We start from the raw sequence: 23,167 nt of genomic DNA, 5'->3' as shown, positions 1-23,167 counted from the left end.
TGTCAATGAAACGCGTATTATTCATATGTAGTGGCAACACGTGCCGAAGCCCGATGGCGATGGCCTTGCTCCGTTCGAAGATGACCGGGGATGAGTTTGATATTCGCTCAGCTGGTCTACGGACGATGCAAGGATTCGATGCTTCAGAAAATGCACTGCAAGTTCTCAGAGAACGTGGGATTGAGCTCGATCATGTCACCCAGACGTTCGATGATGTGTTAGGGAATTGGGCGGATATCATCTTGACGATGACACGCGCACACCGTGAACAAATTCGGGATACATACCCGGATTTGTCTGAGCGGACGTACACGCTCTATGAATTCGTGACGGGGCTTGAACGAGACATCAACGATCCGTTTGGCGGTTCGATGAATGTGTATCGCCAAGTGCGAAACGAGCTCGAACCACTCGTGAATCGACTTGTGTTAAAATTAACGAATGATGGGTCAAAGGTGACGAAACCACCGAGACGCCTACCAAAGAAGACGGGGGAATGAACGAATGAAAATTGCAATTGGCGCTGATCATGGCGGCTTCAACTTGAAGAAAGAAATCGTAGCCTTGCTTGAGGAACTCGGACATGAGTATAAAGATTTCGGGACGCACTCAGCGGACTCGATTGACTACCCGGATGTGGCCATCCCGGTCGCAGAAGCGGTAGCGGCAGGTGAATTCGATCGTGGGATTTTGATTTGCGGTACGGGAATCGGAATCGGGATTGCGGCGAACAAAGTCAAAGGGATTCGTGCGGCACTCGTCCATGATTCATTCAGTGCAAAAGCGACACGTCAGCATAACGATTCGAACATCATGACGATGGGCGAGCGTGTCATCGGACCTGGTCTTGCACTCGACTTGGTGACGACGTGGCTCGATACGGACTTTGAAGGCGGTCGCCATTCAAACCGTGTCGACAAGATGAGTGCTTACGAATCGAAGTGAGTCAAATGAAGACGGAACTTCTCGGATTTTTGACGGAGCTTCACGAACGGTTTCCTTTGAATGATGAGCGCATTCTCGTCATCGGATGCTCGACGAGTGAAGTGCTCGGAAAAACGATTGGGAAGGCAGGTTCCATTGATGTTGCAAGCGAATTGATGGAAGCATTCCTTGAATTTAGAAAGAAGACAGGTGTCCATTTGGCGTTTCAAGGGTGTGAGCATATCAATCGTGCCCTCACCGTTGAGCGCCGGACACTCAAACAGTTCGGTCTCACAGAAGTGACGGTCGTCCCGATCCGGTCCGCGGGCGGAGCGATGTCAGAGAAGGCTTATGCCAACTTTGATGAACCATGTGTCGTCGAATCGATTCAAGCAGATGCCGGGATTGATATCGGCTCGACATTGATTGGGATGCATTTGAAACCGGTCGCGATACCGGTTCGGTTATCATCGAAGCATCTCGGAGAGGCGTACGTCACGTTCGCAGTCACGAGACCGAAACTGATTGGTGGGCCACGGGCTCAGTATCCAAATAAATGAAGAAAGCATCGCGTTTAGGTTTTTCGACCGAATGCGATGCTTTTTTTATTCAAATTATAAATCTTCTCCAAAAAGATAGGAGATGACCATCGGGAAACGCTCACGCCAGGCGAGCTCGTTGTGAACTCCTTCTTCAATCACTTCGAAGCGGATGTGTTCGACCTTGTCTTTTAACAGGTTGTACACGCGTTCGCTCGACTCACGATACATCTCGTTCGTCGGTCCATTTTCGATCGGTTCCTCGACTTCTTTTGCGCCGACGTCCAAGTAAAGACGCTCGACGCCCTTCAAATCGCTCGCTTCAATCAATTGTTCCAGCTCGGTTTGGTTGAACCAAAATGCAGAGGACAGGGAAGCGACACGCTTGAAGACGTCTGGATATACACATGCTGCATATATCGAGATGAGCCCACCCATCGAACTTCCCATCATCGCTGTTTCTTCCGGAATCGTCCGATAGTCAGCATCGATTTGAGGTTTCAATTCCTGCGCGATGTATTCGATATACGCCGAACCCTGCCCGCCGAGCACGATGTCACTTCCGAGCAAACTTTCACCGATATAAGGGTTTTCCCACGGTCCATACTCATCGAGTCGTTGTTCGCCTGGTGCACTATCGAGGGCGACGACAATCAAGTCACGCTTCGAGGCGTCTAAATATTCACCGACGCGCCAGCTCATGTTGTAGCTCGCATCCTCGTCAGCAAAACAGTTCTGTCCATCGTGCATGTAGAGGACCGGATATCGTTTTTCGGACGTCCCATAGTCGGAAGGTGTGTAAATACGGACCGTTCGTGTCCGTTCGAACGGTGTGATCGTCAGTTCTTTTGTCTCAATCATAATTGGCCTCCTCACAGTTACATTCCTATTAATGATACCCAACTTTTCATCAGATTATTGCGATACCCAAAAAAACAAGCGTGTGGTACGATGGGGGTGTTGATTTTTAGACATTTAGAGGGGGTCTTCACATGGTAAACACGACGAAGTTGAAAGTGCAGGATGCGGAATTGTTTGAGGCAATGCAACACGAGCTCGGTCGTCAGCGCGACAACATCGAACTCATCGCTTCAGAAAACTTTGTTTCAGAAGCGGTCATGGAAGCGCAAGGTGGCGTATTGACGAACAAATATGCCGAAGGATATCCGGGACGCCGTTACTACGGTGGCTGTGAGTTTGTCGACGTCGCTGAGAACTTGGCGCGTGACCGTGCGAAAGAATTGTTCGGTGCAGAACATGCGAACGTACAACCACACTCGGGTGCACAAGCGAACATGGCGGTCTACTTCACGGTGCTTGAAGCAGGAGATACGGTTCTCGGAATGAACTTGTCTCATGGTGGTCACTTGACGCACGGTAGCCCGGTCAACTTCTCAGGTGTGCAATATAACTTCGTCGAATATGGTGTAGACAAAGAGACAGAACACATCGATTATGACGTCGTCGCTGCACTTGCGAAGGAACATAAGCCGAAATTGATTGTTGCGGGAGCATCGGCATACCCACGTACAATCGACTTCGCGAAGTTCCGTGAGATCGCGGACAGTGTCGATGCTTATCTTATGGTCGATATGGCGCACATCGCTGGACTCGTGGCAGCAGGTCTACATCCGAACCCGGTCGAACATGCGCATTTCGTCACGACGACGACGCACAAGACGCTCCGTGGACCACGTGGAGGGATGATTCTTTGTAAAGAAGAGTTCGCCAAAGCGATCGATAAGTCGATTTTCCCAGGGATTCAAGGAGGACCGCTCATGCACGTCATCGCGGCAAAAGCGGTCGCGTTCGGTGAGGCACTCCAACCGGAATTCAAAGATTACCAACGTCAAGTCATTGCGAATGCACAAGCACTTGCGGCAGGCCTTGAAGAAGAGGGACTTCGAATCGTATCGGGCGGAACGGACAATCACCTATTGCTTGTCGATCTTCGAGGAATCGACATCACAGGTAAAGCAGCTGAGCATGCATTGGATGCAGCGGGAATCACGGTCAATAAAAACACGATTCCATTCGACCCGGCATCACCGTTTGTCACAAGCGGAATCCGTCTTGGAACGGCTGCGATGACGACTCGTGGCTTCAAAGAAGCGGATATGAAAGAAGTGGCACATCTCATCGGGCGTGTGCTGAAACAACATGAAGACGAGGCGGTAATCGCGGAAGCACTTCAAGACGTGCAATCGTTAACGGCGAAGTTCCCGCTTTACCCTGAACGAGGCTGAGTCAATGGATATTCGGACACTAGCAGAACGAGAGCTATCCGAACTTCCATTGTTCGATATGACAGAATGGTTGGCTCGTAAAGGGGAATACGATCCTTCTTTCCGTCTTGTCGCCAGTGAGTTTGGTGTCATCACGACGCTCCTTGACCATGGCTATTATGAAGAAGCGAGCGAACGAATCGTGCCGCTCCTCGGGATGAAAGTGCCTGCTGCTTTCCATCGACTAGGTCTTGCGCTAGAAGTGAAGGCGAACGGAAGAAAAGCGGCCAAGCGCCGCTTTCGTTCGTTCTCGTCGGCTGTCATCCAACATTCTGATTTAGCCGAGTGGCGACAGGCGTTCAAGCTCGATAAGAAATGGCTTGGGCTTCCGCTAGTGGTCAGTCTTGCGGCTGGAGCGCTCATATTTTGGCCAGATGCCGAACCGCCCGTCGTCACGCCGGACGAGCCGGACGAAGTCGTTGTCGAGACCGTAACGGAAGAAGAAGCACTCGCAGAACGCCTTGAAGAGCTCGAGGCAGAAGTCGCCCGACTCGAAGAAGAGAATGAGAAACTTCAAGATTCGGACGAACAGAAGCCAAAGGAATCAACTGAAGAAGCACCGGACACATCAACGGATGTTGTACCGCTGGCTGAGGTAGAAGCACTTGTTCAAGATAAACAGTATGAAAAAGCCGACCGCCTATTAGGTGGAAAAGCGAAAGTCGGACAAGAACAAGCAGTTGGGTTTTATCGACTTCTTGTCGACAATAAATTGGGACAAGCGGACATTGCGGACTATGCGGCTTATCTCGAGTCGTATCCAGAATCCGGTTACAAGGCAGATGTCCTTTGGATGAAAGGGATTGCCGAGAAAAAAGCGAATGACCCGGCGTACCGTGAAACGTTGACGACCGTTTCTGAGATGGAAGGGACGTATTGGGCACCGATTGCGAAGTCCGTGCTCGAAGAATAAGGTGCTACATGAGTAGCGCCTTTTCTCATGAAATTCTAATGAAGTACACCACGATTTCTCGTTTTCCTGTCGTATGATTTGAGATAGGAGGGATGCGTGTATGAAACGTGTAATGAAAACCATTGGAACAACTTTATTGGCGATCGGACTTATGGGAATCGGACTTGCCGGATTTTTGTTCTTCACTTCACCTGGACAATCCAGCCTGTCGCAACTATCGCTAGCGGCGCTGGAAGTCGAACAGCAGATGGAACAAGTCGATACGAAGTGGGATGAATGGGAAGATGATTTAGAAAGACGAATCGAGCAAGCCGTTCCAGAAGGCGTTCGTCTGTTTTTTGCGGATTGAATTCGGGAAATGAATAACAATACGTCGAGCGAACTGCTCGGCGTTTTTTCAAAGGAGTGAGCAGGATGCAGACGATTCTCGTCGTAGAAGATGATTCGAAGATTGCGCGATTACTGGAGTTGGAATTGAAGCATGCGGGATATGCGGTCATGGTGGCGACAGACGGTCGTACCGGTTTGGAACGAGCTCTCTCTGACGATGTCGACCTCGTGTTGCTTGACGTAATGTTACCTCAAATGAGTGGACTCGAGGTGGTCCGTCGTCTGAAAGAAGAGCGACCATTGTTACCGGTTCTGATGGTGACGGCCCGTGGCGATCGATACGACAAAGTGAGTGGGCTTGATCTTGGCGCAGATGATTACATCACGAAACCATTTGAAATAGAAGAGGTGCTCGCACGAATTCGGGCATTTTTACGAATGCGCCAGCTTGTTCGTCAGGACCATTCCGAACAGGTGTTGACGTACGACACATTGACTGTCGACGTGAATCGTCATGAAGTATATTGTGACGGAAAGAAAGTAGATTTGACTCGACGTGAGTTTGACTTGTTGGTTTTCTTTTTAGAGAATCCGGAGCGTGTTTTGACGCGTGACCAACTCGTCGAACACGTGTGGGGATTCGACTACTATGGGGATACGAATGTCGTGGACGTGTATGTCCGATACGTAAGGAAAAAACTGACCGGCTCTTGGATTCAAACGGTTCGTGGTGTCGGCTATATGTTGAAGCGTGGTGAGTGACCGATGCTACGAACAAAAATTGCGTGGGCGATGACAGGGTTTATGTTGTTGCTTCTTCTCGTCTCCTTTGGCGTAACCTGGTTCGTCGCCAGACAGGAAATTGTCGATTCGCGTTTTGACGTGTTACTGCAGGCGTTGAATCTCTTGGAAGAAGATGTCCGGAATAGCGATGCGGTATTGTCGCTTCATGAGGACAGTGTCGTGTTAGAACGTCAAGAAAACGGCGAATGGGGAATCATCGGAGGAGAAGTGCCAGACGGAACGACGTTTCCCATCAATTACGGGGAACCGGCCCTCATCGATGATTGGTTTGTGGTCGCGACGACGGATGGACTAGCGTTCGGCTTTCAGGATCGAGATGTGAGCAATACGATTCAAGCGCTCGCAACCATTTTTCTCGTCATGTTCTTCTTTGCTGTTCTCTTGACGTTCCTAGGGACGTGGTGGATTTTACGTCAAGGTCTGTCACCGTTACGCCGATTGACAGAGACGATGGAACGGATCACGGAGTCCGGTAAGTTTGAGACAATCGAAGTGGCTGACCGAAAAGATGAAGTGACGACTCTTTCGGACGGATTTAATCATATGATTGAGCGAGTCGAAGGGACGATGGAGCAACAACGTCGTTTCGTCGCCGATGTTTCACATGAACTCAAGACACCGTTGACCGTCATCGAGGGCTATGCGAAGTTATTACAACGATGGGGACAAGAAGATGAGAGTGTACGTGCCGAAGCGATTGACCATATTTTAACGGAGTCGCGTCAAATGCGAAATGATTTGATTGAACCTATGCTCGAATTGAATCGATTTGCTGCACTCGAACAGGTAGAGCGAGAAGAAATCGATTTAGCTGAACTTGGGGAATCAATAGGAGAACGTTTTTTGCGGTCGCACGGCGTCCATTTACCTATTGAATCTACAGGAAGCTGGTTTGGTCATCGTGAGTCGTTACAGCGGATTCTTGTCATCCTATTAGACAATAGTTTGAAGTATGCGGAAGAGACGAGCCTTCATTTGAAGAGTGATCGAATTGAGGTACGCGATCGAGGACCGATTCTTTCGGATGATGTGAGGAATCGGCTGTTCGATCGATTCTACCGATTAGATGAAGCGCGCGATCGCAGTGGGAGCGGTCTTGGTCTCGCGATTGCGAAAGAAGTGGCGGACTTGAATGAGTGGACGATCGGGAGTAGATCGAATCATCCGGATGGCAGTATATTTTTTCTGACTCGATGATGAATATTTCGCATTTTCTCATCAACTTCTAATGAAGCCTTAAATATGCTCTCACGGAAGAGGCTTATGATGAAAATAAGAAGAACACATCATGAGGAGGAAACAAACATGAAACGCATCGGTTGGATTATCGGCGCATTATTAGCTGTCATGGCAATTGTTGGAATTGGATTTTACGTAAACGGGAATCAGACGGATACGGTCATTGTTCCACAAGCAATCAATCAAGCGAGTGACGATCGATCAACGGACAACCCAGATGACCCTGCTACATCGGATGGCTCAAGTAGCGCATCAGATGATTCGTCAGCAGCGCGAGTGGGAGATGGAGACGACTATGAACTATACGGGACGCTCGTAAAGTTATCGAAAGAAGATGTCACCATCAGCTTCAATGGAAAAGAGTCGACATACCCTTTAGCGGCGACACATGAAATCGATGACGATACACCGCAAGTGGGTGACCGGGTAAAACTCGAATTGAACCGAGATGATGAAGTGAAGGAAGTGGACCGTGAGAGTGGTGATGATGCGTATATTTACGGCACGCTCGTCAAACTCACAAATCAAGAAGTCACGATTAAAATCGATGGGAAAGACAACGTATATCCACTTGCCGCACGCTCTGAAATCGATGATGATACTCCGCGTGTCGGCGACCCTGTCAAACTTGAGCTAAATCAAGATGGGGCGGTCATTGAAGTCGATCGTGAATCAGAGGACGACCAGAATGAACAAGATGATTCTTCGCAGGACGACTCATCTCAAGATGACTAATGAAGTGATAAAAAGGACTAATCTCTTGATGGATTAGTTCTTTTTTTGTTGCTAGACGTTGAAGTATAAAATGAGTTGGACCGCTTTCATCAAGTCATCGGAAACGTAATAATTCTGAAATCATCACAAAAATAGGTTCTATGTTATGATGTACAAGAAAAATTTAGGTGGTTTCCACCTAATTGGGAATGAGGAGGAACATCAATGCGCACGTATTGGGGAATCTTGCTCAGTTGTATCTTGTTGAGTGGATGTGGTGCCGAGACGTTGAACGCGATTGAGTTACGTCCTTTGTCTTCCTATCGAGTCGAGCAAGATCCTGAGATACCGTTAATGAAACAAACACAAGAGAAGCTACTTACATACTGTGAGCGTCGTCCGACAGATGTCTTACCAGAGCGACGAGCCAAGGTGGCAGAAGTGACATTTCATCATCCGCTCTATGAAGTACTCGGTTCCAAAACGGTAAAATATTTTGCGGCGGGTGATGAACGTTACGTGACCTGCGCGAACAGCAATGAGTTGATGGAGCGAACGTTTGCCGTGGAGCCGATTCAAGCGTTTGAAGCGCTCGAACAAGAGCGCTTTCAAGAATCGAAAGTGGTCTCGACAATTGAGTTTGAGCGCATCGATGACCTTGAATCGATTACAAGTACGTTCACATTGAACGAGACGCATGAAGAAGTGATGCCCGACTCGGCTTTCCGTTATACGACACCGGATACGGGAGCGATCTATGTGACGTTCGAGACGATTCGAAATGGGCGTACACTTGACCCGATCATTGAACCAAAACTATTCCCGTTTCAAAGCGGAGAGAATGAAGGGTATATTTTCTTGACGAGGCGTGCCGATGATCGTCTCACCCTACAAATCGGAGAGGCGTCCTCGCTCAAACAACTCATCCTACCGAATATATATGAGGCTCCTTATATGAAAGTCGATCCGAAAGAAGAGCTCTCGCTAAAGGGAAATCATCGCGAACTCATGAAACGCATCATCTTATCTGATCGACCGATTGAAGGGGATGTGGCTGAAGAGACGTCGTTATCGTTATCGAAAACATACGGAACGGTCCTTGAAATTTGGGGGCATGTCCGTCGTCCAGTGACAAACAAGATGTCCACGCGCCCCGCCGAAAGGGAAACGCGCCTGGCAGTTTTTGAATCGGATCAAGATACAATCTGGCTAGACGGACCAAAAACGCAAGAGTTGTTTGACGCCTTGTCTCATATTCAGCCGCATGAAAAACCGTCTACAGCTATCAAAATCGGAGACTTGCATCTGTATGAAGAATTGACTGAGCAATCCTTTGACGTATGGAAAACGGAAACAGAACTCTATTTAGTCGATCAACACACATCTCAATCGTATGAACTTCCGGGCAATGATTATTTCCAGGTCATTCAACCATAAGTGGCGTCTGACCTTTGATAAAATAGAAGTTGGCTCTACCCATCTCAACAGAGTTAGGGTACAATGCTCGAGAGAGAATGAGAGAGGAGTGAAGCAAGATGGGAAAAGTACATGTTTATGACCATCCTTTGATTCAGCACAAAATGACGATTATGCGTAAAGTAGAGACGGGGACGAAGCAGTTCCGTGAACTCGTCGACGAAGTTTCTTCACTTATGGCATACGAAATCACGCGCAGCCTACCCCTAACAGACGTAGAAATCGAGACACCGGTCTCTGTTTCCACTCAAAAGATGATTGCCGGCAAGAAATTGGGAATCGTCCCTATTTTACGTGCAGGACTTGGTATGGTGGATGGGTTCCTCAAAATGATGCCGAACGTAAAAGTCGGTCATATCGGTCTTTACCGCGATCCGGAAACACTTGAGCCACACGAATACTACTTGAAACTTCCGACAGACGTCACAGAACGCGACTTTATCGTTGTTGACCCGATGCTCGCGACAGGTGGTTCGGCTGTTGATGCGATTGCATCACTCAAGAAACACGGAGCGAAGTCAATCAAGTTGGCATGCCTCTGCGCAGCACCAGAAGGCGTAGAGCGTGTACAAGCAGAACATCCGGATGTAGAGATCTATCTTGCTGCACTCGATGAAAAATTAAATGACCACGGTTATATCGTTCCTGGACTTGGGGATGCGGGTGACCGTTTGTTTGGTACGAAGTAATGACTTAAAAGCGAGAATCGCCTATGCGATTTTCGCTTTTTTTACGATTGACACTGAATAATATTTATCATTTACGGATGTCACAAAATAGACACAAAACTAGAGCGAGAAGAATGGCGAACTGGGATGGAATTTATCTATTCTTTCTTATTTAAGTAGAATCCCTCGATTTCGAATATAAAACCATGATTGAGAAAGGGATTTTGAACAGTATGAGATTCCTCACAAAAAAATGGGCAAAATCGCTCGACATGGTAAAAACATCCTCGGTATACTGATACAGGACGTTGAAAACGATTTCAAAATGAAGTCAACCGTCGTTTCGTAACTCTTTGTGAACGTAAGCGTTTACCGATTGAATTTTCCAAAACGTGGGGGTATAACTGAACTATTCTTCATCTGATTACGTTTGTGAAATGTTATAAAGTCAACATTTTTATTTCAACGTTTCTTCACACTTTCTTAAAAAAGTGCCTCAATCGTTTAGTTTATGAAGTGCGTAAAACTATTGATACGACTTGATTTAAAGCGCTTTTATAATTGTGAAATTCATTGACTTCTTATGCCATTTCTATTACTCTGAACTTGTGTGACTTTTGATGGTCACGCGAGTGTGAATTCGTGAAGAACAAGGGAGCACGTGAGACTCGAAAGGGGGATTTGGATGGCGAAAAAAGACAATCGTTATCTATCCTATGCCTCGCTCGCTTCACAAATCTCGACAGCACTTGCTGGACCGATTGTCATCGGTTATCTCGTCGGACAGTACGGCGAAAGACGTGAATTTTGGGGCACGTTTGGTTGGAATGTGTCGATTATCCTTGGACTCGTGTTCGGGGTTACGGCGCTAGTTCTCACCCTTCGGAGTTTATTGACAGGAGAGGACGAATGAATACGATTCAAGCAGACAGAAAAGCACAAAAAGAGTTGATGAAGCGTTATACGAAATGGTTTACCATTTGGTTTGCAATTTTGTTAGTTGGCGCCTTCATCGTCCCGATGTACAAAGCCGTTTTTCTCGGATTGTTCATCGGCGGGGTCGGGAGTCTCATCATTCTACATATGCAGAATCGAAGTGTCATACGTATGTATGACGTCATCGAGCATGGACGACGACCAAAGTCGCACGGGACCGTTTCAAGAATGGCGGTCGGTGCGTTAGCAGTGATAGTCGGTCTTCTCTACGAGGATCGAGTGTCCGTCATCGCGGTGGTAACTGGTCTAATCGCCGGCCACATCATACAATTTGGCGAGTTTACACTTGCCCAGCTCAGCAGGAAAAGAGGTGAATATTAATGGGTCATGAGTTTCCCACATATTCTCTGCACTTTGGGGACTATACGTTATACGGGAGCTGGACGAACGTCATTACAGTGCTAGTTGCAGCGTTACTCGTCTTCGTATTCGCCATTTGGGGGACAAGACGTTTGGCAATGAAGCCGACTGGCAAACAAAACTTCATGGAATTCTTCGCGGAGTTCGTACGTGGAATCATCGCAAGTGCGATGGACTGGAAGACAGGAGGACGCTTTATTGGATTTGGGATGACGTTGATTTTGTTCATTCTCTTCTCAAACTTGATGGGTCTACCGTTTAACGTCATTTCCGGACACTATTTGTGGTTCAACTCACCGACAGCCGATCCTTACGTAACCTTGGCGTTGTCGACACTCGTCGTTGCAATGTCGCACTATTACGGGGTGAAGCTACACGGGTTCAAGCACTATTCAGCGGAATTCGTAAAACCAGTCTGGTTCTTGCTTCCGATCAAATTGATCGAGGAGTTTGCGAACACGTTGACGCTCGGTTTGCGTCTATACGGTAACATCTTTGCCGGTGAAATCATGATTACCATCATCTTGGGACTCGCGATTACAGCCGAAGGCGCACTCAACCCGCTCGGCGCAATCTTTGCGGTCGTACCAATGATTCTATGGCAAGGTTTCTCAATCTTTATCGGGGTTATCCAATCCTACATTTTCCTGACGCTTGCAATGGTGTACATCGGGCACAAAGCTTCGGCCGAACATTGATTCGGACATCTCGCCAAAGCGTTACAACCAAATTATTTACTTAACTTTTAGGAGGAATATACACAATGGAACAACTTAATCTTCTCGCAACAGCAATTGTTATCGGTCTTGGAGCACTCGCAGCTGGTATCGGTAACGGTTTGATCGTATACGGAACAGTACAAGGACAAGCACGTCAACCAGAACTCAAAAACGAACTTCGTCAAACAATGTTCATCGGTATCGGTTTGGTTGAGGCCCTCCCGATCATCGGTGTGGCTGTCGGTTTCCTTCTCCTCAACTCTTGATTCCGAGTTAACGAGAATAGCATGAGAGGGAGCACGTCTCCCTCACTTATTTAGTCAAGAGGAGGGTATGCATGGATACGATGATGATTGCAGCTGGTGCTGGCGGCGAAGGCCTCCGCATTCTGGATATGATCTTTACAATTTTCACATTCCTCGTACTCTTGGCCCTGTTGAAGAAATTTGCTTGGGGACCACTCCTTGGAATGATGAGACAGCGTGAAGAGTATGTAGCGAACGAAATTGAACTCGCTGAAAAGAGCCGCAAAGATGCGGAACATTATGTCGTTGAACAACGTGACGCACTCAGTGCAGCACGTACTGAATCAAAAGAAATGCTCGACGCAAGCCGTCGACAAGCAGAAGCAGAACAAGCACGCTTGGTGGAGCAGGCGCGTTTGGAAGCCGAACAAATTAAAATCGAGGCAGAGAAAGCGATTGAGCGTGAGCGTGAGCTTGCGAAACAATCTCTTCAAACGGAAGTCGTCACACAGGCGCTTTCGGCAGCACGCCACGTCCTTCAATCAGACCTTAAAGGCGATGAAGCGAAACAACGTGCCCTCGTCACAGACTTCCTGTCTAAAGCGAAAGGTGCGAACTGATGAACGCATCACTAGCAAAACGCTATGCCAAAGCGCTCTTCGACTTAGCGCGGGAACAAGGCACGCTCGACCAAGTCGAAGCGGAAGTGCGTCTGCTCGATGAAGTGCTCCACGCGACTCCTGAACTCATGGATCTCTTAACGAATCCGGCAGTCAGTGACAGCGAGCTTGCACAGCTTTTAAAAGACAGCTTTGGTGATATGACGGCGATTGTCGTGAACACACTTCTTGTCATGGTCGAAAACGACCGTGCGGCAGAGGTTCGCGCATTGCCACGTTACGTCCGCGAATTGATCAACGACTACCGTGGGATTGCAGAGGGTATTGTCACAAGCGCCTACCCGTTGTCGGCAACAGACTTGAAAGACGTCGAACTCGTCTTCGGACAGAAGCTCGGGAAGACGCTCCAATTGAAGAACGTCGTCGATGAAGAAGTCATCGGTGGACTCCGTGTCCAAGTCGGATACACGACGTACGATGATACGATTGAAACGAAATTGACACGCCTCGAGCGTGAATTGTTGAATGCGTAAGAAATAGGGGTGAATTCAATGACAATCAAAGCTGAAGAAATTAGCGCCCTGCTAAAAGAACGAATCGCTTCGTACGGTTCTGAAATCGAAGTCAGCGAGACAGGTACAGTCATTCAAGTAGGTGACGGTATCGCTCGTGCACACGGACTCGATAACGTTATGGCGGGGGAACTCGTAGAGTTCTCTAACGGCGTAATGGGCTTGGCGCAAAACTTAGAAGAAGGTAACGTCGGGATTATCATCCTTGGCGATTACAAAGGGATCAAAGAAGGCGACTCTGTCAAACGTACAGGTCGCATCATGGAAGTTCCAGTTGGTGAGGCACTCCTCGGACGTGTCGTCAACCCACTCGGACAACCAATCGATGGTCTTGGACCAATCGTAACTGACACGTATAACCCGATTGAGCGTAAAGCTTACGGCGTTATGGCACGTAAATCGGTTCACGAACCACTTCAAACAGGAATTAAGGCGATTGACGCCCTCGTTCCAATCGGTCGTGGTCAGCGTGAGCTCATCATCGGTGACCGTCAGACAGGTAAAACATCTGTTGCCATCGATACGATTATCAACCAAAAAGAAGAGAACATGATTTGTATCTACGTTGCTATCGGTCAGAAAGAATCGACTGTACGTGGCGTAGTAGAGACGCTTCGTCAAAACGGAGCGCTCGACTATACAATCGTCGTTTCGGCATCGGCATCACAGCCGGCACCACTTCTTTACCTCGCACCATTCGCAGGGGTATCGATGGGTGAGTACTTCATGGATCGCGGACAACACGTCCTCGTCGTTTATGATGACCTTTCGAAACAAGCGGCAGCTTACCGTGAGCTCTCGCTCCTTCTCCGTCGTCCTCCAGGCCGCGAAGCCTACCCAGGGGATGTCTTCTACCTCCACTCACGCCTTCTTGAGCGTGCAGCGAAGTTGAACGACGAACTCGGCGGTGGTTCATTGACAGCACTTCCGTTCATCGAGACACAAGCATCGGATATCTCAGCATATATCCCGACAAACGTTATCTCGATCACAGACGGTCAGATCTTCCTTCAGTCGGACCTCTTCTTCTCTGGGGTACGCCCAGCGATCAACGCCGGTCTCTCGGTATCGCGTGTTGGTGGTTCGGCACAGGTGAAAGCGATGAAGAAAGTTGCTGGTACACTTCGTCTTGACCTCGCGTCTTACCGTGAGCTCGAAGCGTTCGCTCAGTTCGGATCAGATCTCGACAAAGCGACACAATCGAAGTTGAACCGTGGTCAGCGTACGGTTGAAGTCTTGAAACAAGACTTGAACGCACCGCTTTCTGTAGACAAGCAAGTTATCATCATCTACGCACTCACGAAAGGTCATCTCGATGACATCCCAGTCACAGACATCCGTCGTTTCGAAACAGAAATGAACGCATGGCTCGACCAAAACCGTAAAGACCTCTGCCGTGAAATCCGTCAGACAGGAAACCTTCCTTCAGACGAGGCAATGGTCGACGCAATTACGGAATTCAAAAAGACGTTCTCGCCATCGGTTTAATCCGGTGACGAGCGTCTATTAAGGTGGTGAATCGAAATGGCATCATTACGTGAGATCCAGATGCGGATCACCTCGACCCAAAGCACGAAGCAAATCACGAAAGCGATGAACATGGTGTCGGCATCAAAGTTGAACCGGGCCCAAGGGAACAACGCCAACTTCAAGCCGTACATGGACAAGTTGCAAGAAGTCATCTCGTCGATCGCCGGTGGTACATCAGGCGCGACACACCCGATGCTTCAAGTACGTCCCGTCAAACGGACTGGTTATATCGTCATCACGTCAGACCGCGGACTCGCAGGTGGATACAACGCCAGCGTCTTGCGTGACGTGTACCGTGAACTCAAAGACAAGCACACATCAACAGATGAGTATCGTCTTTACGTAATCGGGAAAGTCGGTGTCCAGTTCTTCAAGTCACGCAACATTCCGGTGTATAGCGCGATGACAGGGCTAAACGACCAACCAACTTTTGTTGAAGTCGCAGAAATCGTCAAACAGACGGTAGGTGCCTTCAGCGAGGGCGAGATTGATGAATTGAAGCTTTGCTACAACTCGTTCATCTCGGTCATCAGCCAAGAAGTGAAGATTCAACAATTGCTCCCGCTCGGGGATATCGAACAGTCCGCATCCAATGTGATGTATGAATACGAACCAGAAGAAGAAACGATCTTAGCGGCGCTCCTCCCACGTTATGCGGAAGGACTCATCTACGGCGCATTGCTCGATGCGAAAGTGTCAGAGCACGCAGCCCGGATGACGGCGATGTCGAGTGCGACAGACAATGCGGATGAACTCATTCGCGGACTCAAACTCAAATTCAACCGCGCGCGTCAAGCAGCGATCACACAAGAAATCACAGAGATTGTCGGAGGTGCGTCGGCGCTTGAATAAGCGCACGCCCTCTAGATTGTAGGAGGCTAACACGATGAACGAATACGGCATGAAAGGCCGCGTAGTCGCAGTCATGGGCCCAGTTATCGACGTAAAGTTCGACAACCACTTACCGAACATCTACAACGCTCTCAAAGTCACACACGTGGCAGCGACAGCGGACGATGTTAGTGTCGACTTGACGCTCGAAGTAGCTGTTCACCTTGGTGACGACACGGTCCGTACGATTGCGATGGACTCAACTGACGGCGTTCGCCGCGGTATGGAAGTACTTGACTTAGGATCACCGATTTCGGTACCAGTTGGAGAAGCGACACTTGGACGTGTCTTCAACGTTCTCGGTAACCCGATCGATGATAAAGAAGTGGCAGCTGACGTGCTTCGTGCACCGATTCACCGTCAAGCGCCAACATTTGACGAATTGTCAACGAAAGTTGAAATCCTTGAAACAGGGATTAAAGTCGTCGACCTTCTCGCACCATACATCAAAGGTGGTAAAATCGGCCTCTTCGGTGGTGCAGGTGTAGGGAAAACCGTCCTCATCCAGGAACTCATCAACAACATCGCGCAAGAGCACAGCGGGATTTCTGTATTCGCAGGAGTCGGTGAGCGTACGCGTGAAGGGAATGACTTGTTCCACGAGATGACGGACTCAGGCGTTATCAAGCAAACAGCGATGGTCTTCGGTCAGATGAACGAACCACCTGGTGCACGTCTCCGTGTTGCCTTGACTGGTTTGACAATGGCAGAGTACTTCCGTGACGAGCAAGGACAAGACGTTCTTCTCTTCGTTGATAACATCTTCCGTTTCACACAAGCAGGTTCTGAGGTTTCAGCCCTTCTCGGACGTATGCCATCGGCGGTAGGTTACCAGCCGACACTTGCGACTGAAATGGGTATGCTTCAAGAGCGAATCACATCGACTGCAAAAGGATCGGTAACTTCGATTCAAGCGGTTTATGTACCAGCCGATGACTACACGGACCCGGCTCCGGCAACAACGTTCGCCCACCTTGATGCAACAACAAACCTTGAGCGTCGTCTTTCGGAGATGGGGATTTACCCAGCCGTTGACCCGCTCGCATCGACTTCACGTGCCCTCTCTCCTGAAATCGTAGGGAAAGAGCACTATGAGGTTGCACGTAACGTTCAACAGACGCTTCAGCGTTACAAAGAACTTCAAGACATCATCGCTATCCTCGGGATGGACGAGTTGTCTGAAGACGACAAACTCACGGTTCACCGTGCACGTCGTATTCAGTTCTTCTTATCACAAAACTTCCACGTGGCTGAGCAGTTCACGGGCCAAAAAGGTTCGTACGTGCCAGTCAAAGAGACAGTACGCGGCTTCAAAGAGATCCTCGAAGGTAAACACGACGATCTTCCTGAAGATGCATTCCGTCTCGTCGGTCCAATCGAAGACGTCATCGAAAAAGCGAAGACGTTGGTCTAAGACCTACGCGGAAGGGGGAAACTAGACGATGAATACTGTTCACGTCAACGTCGTCACCCCGGATGGTGCAGCCTTTGAAGGAGACGCACGAATGGTCATCGCCAAATCGGTCACTGGTGAGCTTGGTATTTTACCGAAGCACATCCCGATGGTGACGCCACTCGACGTCTCAGTCCTCAAGCTGCGCCACGAAGATGGTGGACGCACGCTGATCGCAATCAGCGGCGGTTTCATGGAAGTTCGTCCCGACACGGTGACGATCTTAGCTGAAACAGCCGAAATGGCGGATAAGATCGACTATGACCGCGCTTCTGCGGCGAAGGTTCGTGCCGAGCGTCGTCTTCAAGACACGAAGCTCTCGGAACTCGAATTCCGTCGTGCGGAACTTGCGCTCAAAAAAGCGATCAACCGCTTAAGCATTCGCGATATGAAAGAATAAGAATGACTCTCACACGAAAGTGTGGGAGTTTTTTTGTTGGTTTCGGAAAAGATAGGTCTTTTGTCGTGCTTCTAAATGATGGGACTAGTAAAAAATATATGGGAGAAGACCGATAATAAAGGTGGGAACTATCGTAAAGGAGATTAGGGAATGAAAGTTTACGTTGCGCGACAACCAATTTTTGACCAACAATTACGCGTTTGCGGCTACGAATTGTTATATCGCCGCAGCGAAAATAATATTTTTGAGAATGTAGATGATTCGTTAGCAACGGCTGACGTCATCCATAACGCGTACCTTGTGTTCAATTTTCGGGAATTGACAGAAGGGACGCGTGCGTTCATCAACTTCCCTCAGACGTTGATTGAAGGGGAAGTGCCTTCGTTGCTACCACGTCAATCGCTCGTCGTCGAAGTGCTCGAACATGTCGAACCGACGGAAAAGGTATTACAGTCTCTCCGCTCGTTGAGACGTCAAGGTTATACGATTGCATTGGATGATTTCGTATTTGAAGAGAAGTATCGCCCATTGATTGGACTCGCCGACATCATCAAAATCGACTATCAAGCGACCCCGGTGGACCAGCAGCAAAAATTGATTGATGCGCTCGGACACCGAGTCGAATTTTTGGCGGAAAAAATCGAAACACCGGCAGAGTACGAGATTGCGAAACGACTCGGATATAAGATGTTTCAAGGATACTTCTTTAGTCGGCCCATCGTGGTGCATGGGGCCGAAGTCCATCCGTTACCTCACACGCTCATTGAAATGTTGAAAGAGCTCGATCGTCCGGAACCGAGCTTCCGACGGATCTCATCGCAAATTGAGCGAAGTGTCGACTTATCCTATAAGATGCTCCGTACGGTCAATACGGTGTATCAAAAAGGTCGTCGAACGATTGAATCAATCGAGCAAGCCGTTGCACGAATCGGACTAGATGAGTTGAAACGATGGTCGTATTTGATGCTCTTACGGGAGATGCAGACGTCTGAATCGAAAGAACTGATCAAACAGAGTGTCATCCGCGGAAAAATGATGGAGTTGATTGCTGATGATATATTGACAGATGTATTACCGTTTGATGCATTCATAACAGGAATCTTCTCATCACTCGACGTCATTCTCGATGAGGCGATGCAAACGTTGATTGCAGAGCTTCCAGTGGCGCCTCCTGTAAAGGCAGCGTTACTCGGTGAACAGAATGGTTTGCGAAAGTTGTTAGAGGATGTGATCGCCTACGAACAGTTGACGATTCCACTCCATAACACAGATTCGGATTGGTCTCAATATTACGTCGAAGCGATTCGATGGTCTCGTAGCCTTGACGAATCGATTGAATAATGTTTGAAATATGTGAGGGGCGTCAATTACTGTAGTAAGGCCTTACTGCTAATGACGTCCCTTTTGGTGTGCTTGTAGAGAAAGTGAGTTGATCGAATGGTTCAAACCGCTCGAAGCTTAAGACCCTAAGTCTTTTTTTCTCTAACATGTCATGATATGATTGAAAATGGTACGAATTTTAGAAAAGAGGGGAATCGTCGATGGTCAATACCGTATTTTCGCTAGCGATTTATATCATAGCGATCTACGTTGCTTGGTGGGCACTCTTACCCGTCAAATGGGACAAGGTACTCAATCAAGTGAGGAGTCCGCAAGCTGCTGTCTTGCGCGTGCTCGTAGCGGTTGTCTTCGGTTCGCTGATTGCCCAGTTCTTTTTGGAGTATATTCGACTGGCGCAGGCGCTCGCACCTATACATTAGTCGCAGAATATTTAACAAACTGTAATCCTGCTGTAACGACTCCTATATGATTATCATGTAGGATAAATTCGTCTGACATGATGTTTTTTCATTCAGTTTGCACTTATTTATTATTCAGCTTGATTGTGAATGAAAACCCATCACGTTTTACAAACCATTCAAATAATCGACATCATCACATCCGGAATCGGATATCGACGCACTATATAAAAAAACAATGAAGTTGGAGGACAAAGAGAGATATGAAGGATTTGATCGTAGTCCGTGGAGGACGTAAACTGTCAGGTACTGTGCGCGTTGAGGGAGCAAAAAACGCCGTACTCAAAACATTGGTTGCCACTCTATTAGCTAGCGAAGGAAAGTCAATCTTACAAAACGTACCACGTCTTGCTGACGTGTACACGATTAACAAAGTACTTCGTCACCTCGGTGCAGAGGTATCGTTCAATGAAGAAAAGAATGAAGTAACTGTCGATGCGTCGGGCGACATCAAAGATGAAGCACCGCTTGAATACGTGCGGAAGATGCGTGCTTCAATCCTCGTCATGGGACCTCTTCTTGCCCGTCTCGGTCACGCTCGTGTAGCGATGCCAGGCGGATGCTCAATCGGCTCACGTCCGATTGACCTCCACTTAAAAGGATTCGAAGCGATGGGTGCGAAAACGGTCATCGGAAACGGATTCGTGGAAGCTTCTGTAGAAGGCCGTCTCCAAGGCGCTAAAATCTACTTGGACTTCCCATCTGTTGGTGCGACAGAGAACATCATGATGGCAGCTGTGCTTGCAGAGGGTACGACTATCATCGAGAACGTTGCAAAAGAACCTGAGATCGTCGACCTTGCGAACTTCTTAAACGGAATGGGCGCACACGTCCGCGGGGCAGGTACAGAAACGATCCGCATCGAAGGTGTCGAAACACTTCGCGGTGCAGAACACTCGATCATTCCTGACCGCATCGAAGCAGGTACGTTCCTCGTCGCAGGTGCGATCACAGGTAGTGACATCGAAGTCATCGGTGCAGAACGTGAGCACCTTCGTCCATTGATTTCAAAAATGGAAGAAATGGGTGTCCACTTCGAGGATACGGCAGAAGGTATGCGTGTCACGGCACCAGACGAATTGAAGCCGGTTGATGTGAAGACGATGCCACACCCAGGATTCCCGACAGACATGCAGTCACAAATGATGGCACTCGTCTTGAAAGCGGGCGGCACATCTGTCATCACGGAAACAGTGTTTGAGAATCGCTTCATGCACGTCGAAGAGTTCCGCCGTATGAACGCAGACATTAAGATTGAAGGACGTTCGGCAATCGTCAAAGGTGGCGTACGCCTTCAAGGAGCGGAAGTTGTCGCAACGGACCTTCGTGCCGGAGCAGCACTTATTCTAGCAGGTCTCATCGCGGAAGAAGAAACACGCGTTGGAGATTTATATCATATCGACCGTGGATACGTTGATTTCCACAAGAAACTTCAAGCACTCGGTGCTGACATCGAGCGTATTGAAGGAACTGTCGAAGTTGCTGAAGAAATGGTTCAGAACTAAGAAACGAGCACGAATTAGAGGGCGAGGAGAGACTCTTCTCGCTCTTTTCAATGAAGAAACGAACGGAGGAACCTATACATCATGTTTTCAAAAGATATCGGGATTGATTTAGGGACAGCAAACGTTGTCATTCACGTCAAAGGGAAAGGAATCGTCTTAGACGAGCCTTCAGTCGTTGCGATAAAGCGCTCTACAGGAAAAGTACTAGCAGTCGGTTCAGAAGCGTATGAGATGGTTGGTCGTACACCTGGTGATATCGTGGCGATCCGTCCTCTCCGTGACGGAGTCATCGCCGATTTCGCCACAACAGAAGAAATGCTCCGTCACTTCATCGAGAAAATTCAAGTCCGAGGCTTCTTCGGGGGAATTCGCATGCTGATTTGTACACCTGCGAACGTCACGCCGGTTGAAGCAAAAGCCATTCGTGAAGCTGCTGAGAAAGCTGGCGCGAAAGAAGTCTTCCTCGAAGTCGAACCAAAAGCTGCGGCAGTCGGTTCAGGTATGGATATTTGGAAACCGGTTGGTCACATGATCATTGACATCGGTGGTGGGACGACCGACGTCGCCATTTTATCAATGGGAGACATCGTCTGCGGTGAGACCATCAAGATTGCAGGGGATCGCTTCGATACGGACATCCTTCGTGCCATCAAAGAGAAGCACAAGCTGATCATCGGAGAACGTACGGCTGAACAAATCAAGAAAGAAATCGCGACGGTTTTCCCAGGAGGGCGTAACGAATCGATGGATATTCGCGGACGTGACATGGTACGTGGATTGCCACGTACGGTTACTATCACGTCAGAAGAACTTCGTGAAGCGATGGCTGAATCAGCTAATGAAATCGTTGAGGCGGCGAAACGTGTCCTTGAACAGACACCGCCAGAACTTGCGGCGGATATCATCGACCGCGGAATCATCATGACAGGTGGGGGGTCACTCCTTCACGGTCTTGATCAACTTGTCGCAGAACGGGTCATGTTGCCGGTCATGATGGCCGAGGAGCCGACACTCAGTGTTGCCCACGGGACGGGAATCATGCTCGAGAACTTAGATCGATTAAAGTAAACAGATAAGCGACCGCGCGAGCGGTCGCTTGTTTTTGTATATTCAACTCGACACTTCAGAGAGAAGTGCCAACACGTTGTCTTCAGAGTCTTTAAAGAAACTCATCCATGTTTCTGTCGTATCCATTTTTGCCACACAGTGTGGTTCGTCAATGAAAGTCACCCTTACATTTTTCAACTGTACATAAGCGTCATCGATGGATGCGACACTCAAATAGAGGATTGGACTTGATTTTACAAATACATCATTCTCAGGAGGAGACAACATGAGGCGTACGCCCCCACAGTCGAAGAACGCTAACTTTCCTGCTTGAAAGAGAAACGGGACCTCAAGTGTCTCTCGATAAAATTGAACGGCACGGTCCAACTCTTTGACAGGGATGTAGATTTGTTTGATTTGTTGAATGAGGCTCATGCGATTCATCCTTTCAATATGTATTGGATACAGGAAGGGGTGACTCTGATTCAAGTTGACGTTGTAGACGGTTGGTAAGTCCTGTTGGGTGAGACATTAAGCCGATAGAAATATGTAATGGGAATAGGGTATGTAAGTCGCTAGGATAATATGAGCCATCTCGAGGTAACGTATGATTGACAATCCGAGAGACTCCTGAGGAATGGTCAATGTGTAAGACGATTGGAGCAGATATTCCGGTCCCTCGCTCAAGTTGTTGATGGTTAGGATAATATTCTTGTAGAAGCACCCATACATACACTTCCTGTCGAGTCGTACTCGTCCCGAGGATTTGATAGCTGGCATAAACATCCCCACCGAAATGAGGAGACATGACTTGAGTTGTCAAGTAGCGCTCCAACACGTTCTGATTGACGTCGACGGATTGGGTAAGCGTGACAAATGATTCATCCGTCAAGGCAGCATAGAGCAAAGCACTCAATATCCATGTACAAAATGTCGTTATGATCAACTTTTTCAAGTAAGCGCCTCCCAATACCGATGTGATGAATCATATATGTCCATCATATCTAAAGAGGATACGAATATATAGGTCATTCGTGGGAAAAATTGTATATAATAGAATCATTAATCAATGAGAGGGGAATCATGATGGCACCGATTCACTAATGAACTGAACAGAATAATCAAATAGAATCGGAGG

Annotated in this window: 28 protein-coding genes; 25 read left to right on the top strand and 3 right to left on the bottom strand. The window is 48.3% G+C overall.

Going from position 1 to position 23,167, the window contains the following annotated elements; all coding sequences use genetic code 11:
* The first annotated feature begins 5 nt into the window (after positions 1-5).
* Genes KNO65_RS09490 through KNO65_RS09480 form a run of 3 tightly spaced genes read left to right on the top strand, consistent with a single transcriptional unit; the run spans position 6 to position 1,484 of the window.
* Complete coding sequence (locus KNO65_RS09490) at positions 6-500, top strand: low molecular weight protein arginine phosphatase (protein ID WP_214784150.1); 495 nt, start codon at positions 6-8, stop codon at positions 498-500.
* Positions 501-504: 4 nt separating this feature from the next.
* A complete protein-coding gene (gene rpiB / locus KNO65_RS09485) occupies positions 505-945 on the top strand; it encodes a ribose 5-phosphate isomerase B (protein ID WP_012727380.1) in 441 nt (146 codons plus the stop codon).
* Between the two features lie 5 nt (positions 946-950).
* Entirely contained in the window at positions 951-1,484 is a 534-nt protein-coding gene (locus tag KNO65_RS09480; protein WP_201302252.1) for a TIGR01440 family protein, read from the top strand.
* A gap of 54 nt (positions 1,485-1,538) precedes the next feature.
* On the opposite strand, the gene KNO65_RS09475 is transcribed toward KNO65_RS09480, so the two are convergent.
* Positions 1,539-2,324: an alpha/beta hydrolase gene (locus tag KNO65_RS09475; protein ID WP_214783666.1), complete on the bottom strand. Its 786-nt coding sequence runs from the start codon at positions 2,322-2,324 to the stop codon at positions 1,539-1,541.
* Positions 2,325-2,455: 131 nt separating this feature from the next.
* Here KNO65_RS09475 and glyA point away from each other — a divergent pair, with 131 nt between their 5' ends.
* The 22 genes from glyA to mreB all read left to right on the top strand — a co-directional run bounded on the left by glyA (position 2,456) and on the right by mreB (position 22,050).
* Entirely contained in the window at positions 2,456-3,709 is a 1,254-nt protein-coding gene (gene glyA / locus KNO65_RS09470; protein WP_214783664.1) for a serine hydroxymethyltransferase, read from the top strand.
* A 4-nt stretch (positions 3,710-3,713) separates the two neighbouring features.
* Complete coding sequence (locus KNO65_RS09465) at positions 3,714-4,661, top strand: hypothetical protein (RefSeq protein WP_214783661.1); 948 nt, start codon at positions 3,714-3,716, stop codon at positions 4,659-4,661.
* A 100-nt stretch (positions 4,662-4,761) separates the two neighbouring features.
* Positions 4,762-5,010 carry a hypothetical protein gene (locus KNO65_RS09460; RefSeq protein ID WP_031422247.1) on the top strand — a complete coding sequence of 83 codons (249 nt, stop codon included), beginning with the start codon at positions 4,762-4,764 and terminating at the stop codon, positions 5,008-5,010.
* Between the two features lie 65 nt (positions 5,011-5,075).
* Positions 5,076-5,753, top strand: coding sequence for a response regulator transcription factor (locus KNO65_RS09455; RefSeq protein WP_214783659.1), 678 nt, complete (start codon positions 5,076-5,078; stop codon positions 5,751-5,753).
* Positions 5,754-5,756: 3 nt separating this feature from the next.
* Positions 5,757-6,992: a sensor histidine kinase gene (locus KNO65_RS09450; protein WP_214783656.1), complete on the top strand. Its 1,236-nt coding sequence runs from the start codon at positions 5,757-5,759 to the stop codon at positions 6,990-6,992.
* 108 nt (positions 6,993-7,100) lie between these two features.
* Positions 7,101-7,769, top strand: a complete 669-nt coding sequence (locus tag KNO65_RS09445; RefSeq protein ID WP_214783653.1) for a hypothetical protein — start codon at positions 7,101-7,103, stop codon at positions 7,767-7,769.
* 204 nt (positions 7,770-7,973) lie between these two features.
* Positions 7,974-9,185, top strand: coding sequence for a hypothetical protein (locus KNO65_RS09440; protein WP_214783650.1), 1,212 nt, complete (start codon positions 7,974-7,976; stop codon positions 9,183-9,185).
* Positions 9,186-9,283: 98 nt separating this feature from the next.
* Positions 9,284-9,913, top strand: coding sequence for a uracil phosphoribosyltransferase (upp, locus tag KNO65_RS09435; protein WP_012727364.1), 630 nt, complete (start codon positions 9,284-9,286; stop codon positions 9,911-9,913).
* Positions 9,914-10,577: 664 nt separating this feature from the next.
* Positions 10,578-10,805, top strand: a complete 228-nt coding sequence (locus KNO65_RS09430) for a hypothetical protein (RefSeq protein WP_012727363.1) — start codon at positions 10,578-10,580, stop codon at positions 10,803-10,805.
* Positions 10,802-11,209, top strand: coding sequence for an ATP synthase subunit I (locus KNO65_RS09425; RefSeq protein WP_074035722.1), 408 nt, complete (start codon positions 10,802-10,804; stop codon positions 11,207-11,209). The genes KNO65_RS09430 and KNO65_RS09425 overlap by 4 nt, the downstream gene beginning before the upstream one ends.
* Entirely contained in the window at positions 11,209-11,946 is a 738-nt protein-coding gene (atpB, locus tag KNO65_RS09420; protein WP_214783647.1) for a F0F1 ATP synthase subunit A, read from the top strand. Before KNO65_RS09425 ends, atpB begins: the two co-directional genes overlap by 1 nt.
* Positions 11,947-12,011: 65 nt before the next feature.
* Positions 12,012-12,233 carry a F0F1 ATP synthase subunit C gene (gene atpE, locus KNO65_RS09415; RefSeq protein WP_214694520.1) on the top strand — a complete coding sequence of 74 codons (222 nt, stop codon included), beginning with the start codon at positions 12,012-12,014 and terminating at the stop codon, positions 12,231-12,233.
* Between the two features lie 71 nt (positions 12,234-12,304).
* Entirely contained in the window at positions 12,305-12,832 is a 528-nt protein-coding gene (atpF, locus tag KNO65_RS09410; RefSeq protein ID WP_012727359.1) for a F0F1 ATP synthase subunit B, read from the top strand.
* A complete protein-coding gene (locus KNO65_RS09405) occupies positions 12,832-13,365 on the top strand; it encodes a F0F1 ATP synthase subunit delta (protein WP_012727358.1) in 534 nt (177 codons plus the stop codon). Before atpF ends, KNO65_RS09405 begins: the two co-directional genes overlap by 1 nt.
* Positions 13,366-13,383: 18 nt before the next feature.
* Positions 13,384-14,892 (top strand): F0F1 ATP synthase subunit alpha, encoded by a 1,509-nt coding sequence (gene atpA, locus KNO65_RS09400; protein WP_012727357.1) that lies wholly within the window; start codon positions 13,384-13,386, stop codon positions 14,890-14,892.
* A 36-nt stretch (positions 14,893-14,928) separates the two neighbouring features.
* Complete coding sequence (gene atpG, locus KNO65_RS09395; protein ID WP_012727356.1) at positions 14,929-15,786, top strand: ATP synthase F1 subunit gamma; 858 nt, start codon at positions 14,929-14,931, stop codon at positions 15,784-15,786.
* Positions 15,787-15,820: 34 nt separating this feature from the next.
* Positions 15,821-17,239, top strand: a complete 1,419-nt coding sequence (gene atpD / locus KNO65_RS09390; protein ID WP_012727355.1) for a F0F1 ATP synthase subunit beta — start codon at positions 15,821-15,823, stop codon at positions 17,237-17,239.
* A 28-nt stretch (positions 17,240-17,267) separates the two neighbouring features.
* A complete protein-coding gene (locus KNO65_RS09385; protein WP_012727354.1) occupies positions 17,268-17,678 on the top strand; it encodes a F0F1 ATP synthase subunit epsilon in 411 nt (136 codons plus the stop codon).
* Between the two features lie 150 nt (positions 17,679-17,828).
* Positions 17,829-19,019 carry an EAL and HDOD domain-containing protein gene (locus tag KNO65_RS09380; RefSeq protein WP_214783644.1) on the top strand — a complete coding sequence of 397 codons (1,191 nt, stop codon included), beginning with the start codon at positions 17,829-17,831 and terminating at the stop codon, positions 19,017-19,019.
* A 200-nt stretch (positions 19,020-19,219) separates the two neighbouring features.
* Positions 19,220-19,438 carry a DUF1146 family protein gene (locus tag KNO65_RS09375; RefSeq protein ID WP_214783641.1) on the top strand — a complete coding sequence of 73 codons (219 nt, stop codon included), beginning with the start codon at positions 19,220-19,222 and terminating at the stop codon, positions 19,436-19,438.
* Positions 19,439-19,680: 242 nt separating this feature from the next.
* Entirely contained in the window at positions 19,681-20,982 is a 1,302-nt protein-coding gene (gene murA / locus KNO65_RS09370) for a UDP-N-acetylglucosamine 1-carboxyvinyltransferase (RefSeq protein ID WP_012727351.1), read from the top strand.
* A gap of 81 nt (positions 20,983-21,063) precedes the next feature.
* Positions 21,064-22,050, top strand: coding sequence for a rod shape-determining protein (mreB, locus tag KNO65_RS09365; protein ID WP_031422264.1), 987 nt, complete (start codon positions 21,064-21,066; stop codon positions 22,048-22,050).
* A gap of 42 nt (positions 22,051-22,092) precedes the next feature.
* On the opposite strand, the gene KNO65_RS09360 is transcribed toward mreB, so the two are convergent.
* Complete coding sequence (locus KNO65_RS09360; RefSeq protein WP_214783638.1) at positions 22,093-22,464, bottom strand: VOC family protein; 372 nt, start codon at positions 22,462-22,464, stop codon at positions 22,093-22,095.
* A gap of 13 nt (positions 22,465-22,477) precedes the next feature.
* Entirely contained in the window at positions 22,478-22,984 is a 507-nt protein-coding gene (locus KNO65_RS09355; RefSeq protein WP_214783635.1) for a hypothetical protein, read from the bottom strand.
* Positions 22,985-23,167 lie beyond the last annotated feature (183 nt).

The sequence above is a fragment of the Exiguobacterium sp. S3 genome, from assembly GCF_018617295.1.
GTDB lineage: Bacteria > Bacillota > Bacilli > Exiguobacteriales > Exiguobacteriaceae > Exiguobacterium > Exiguobacterium profundum.
The sequence above is the reverse complement of the archived record's forward strand: the minus strand, read 5'-3'. Positions and strand labels throughout refer to the sequence as shown.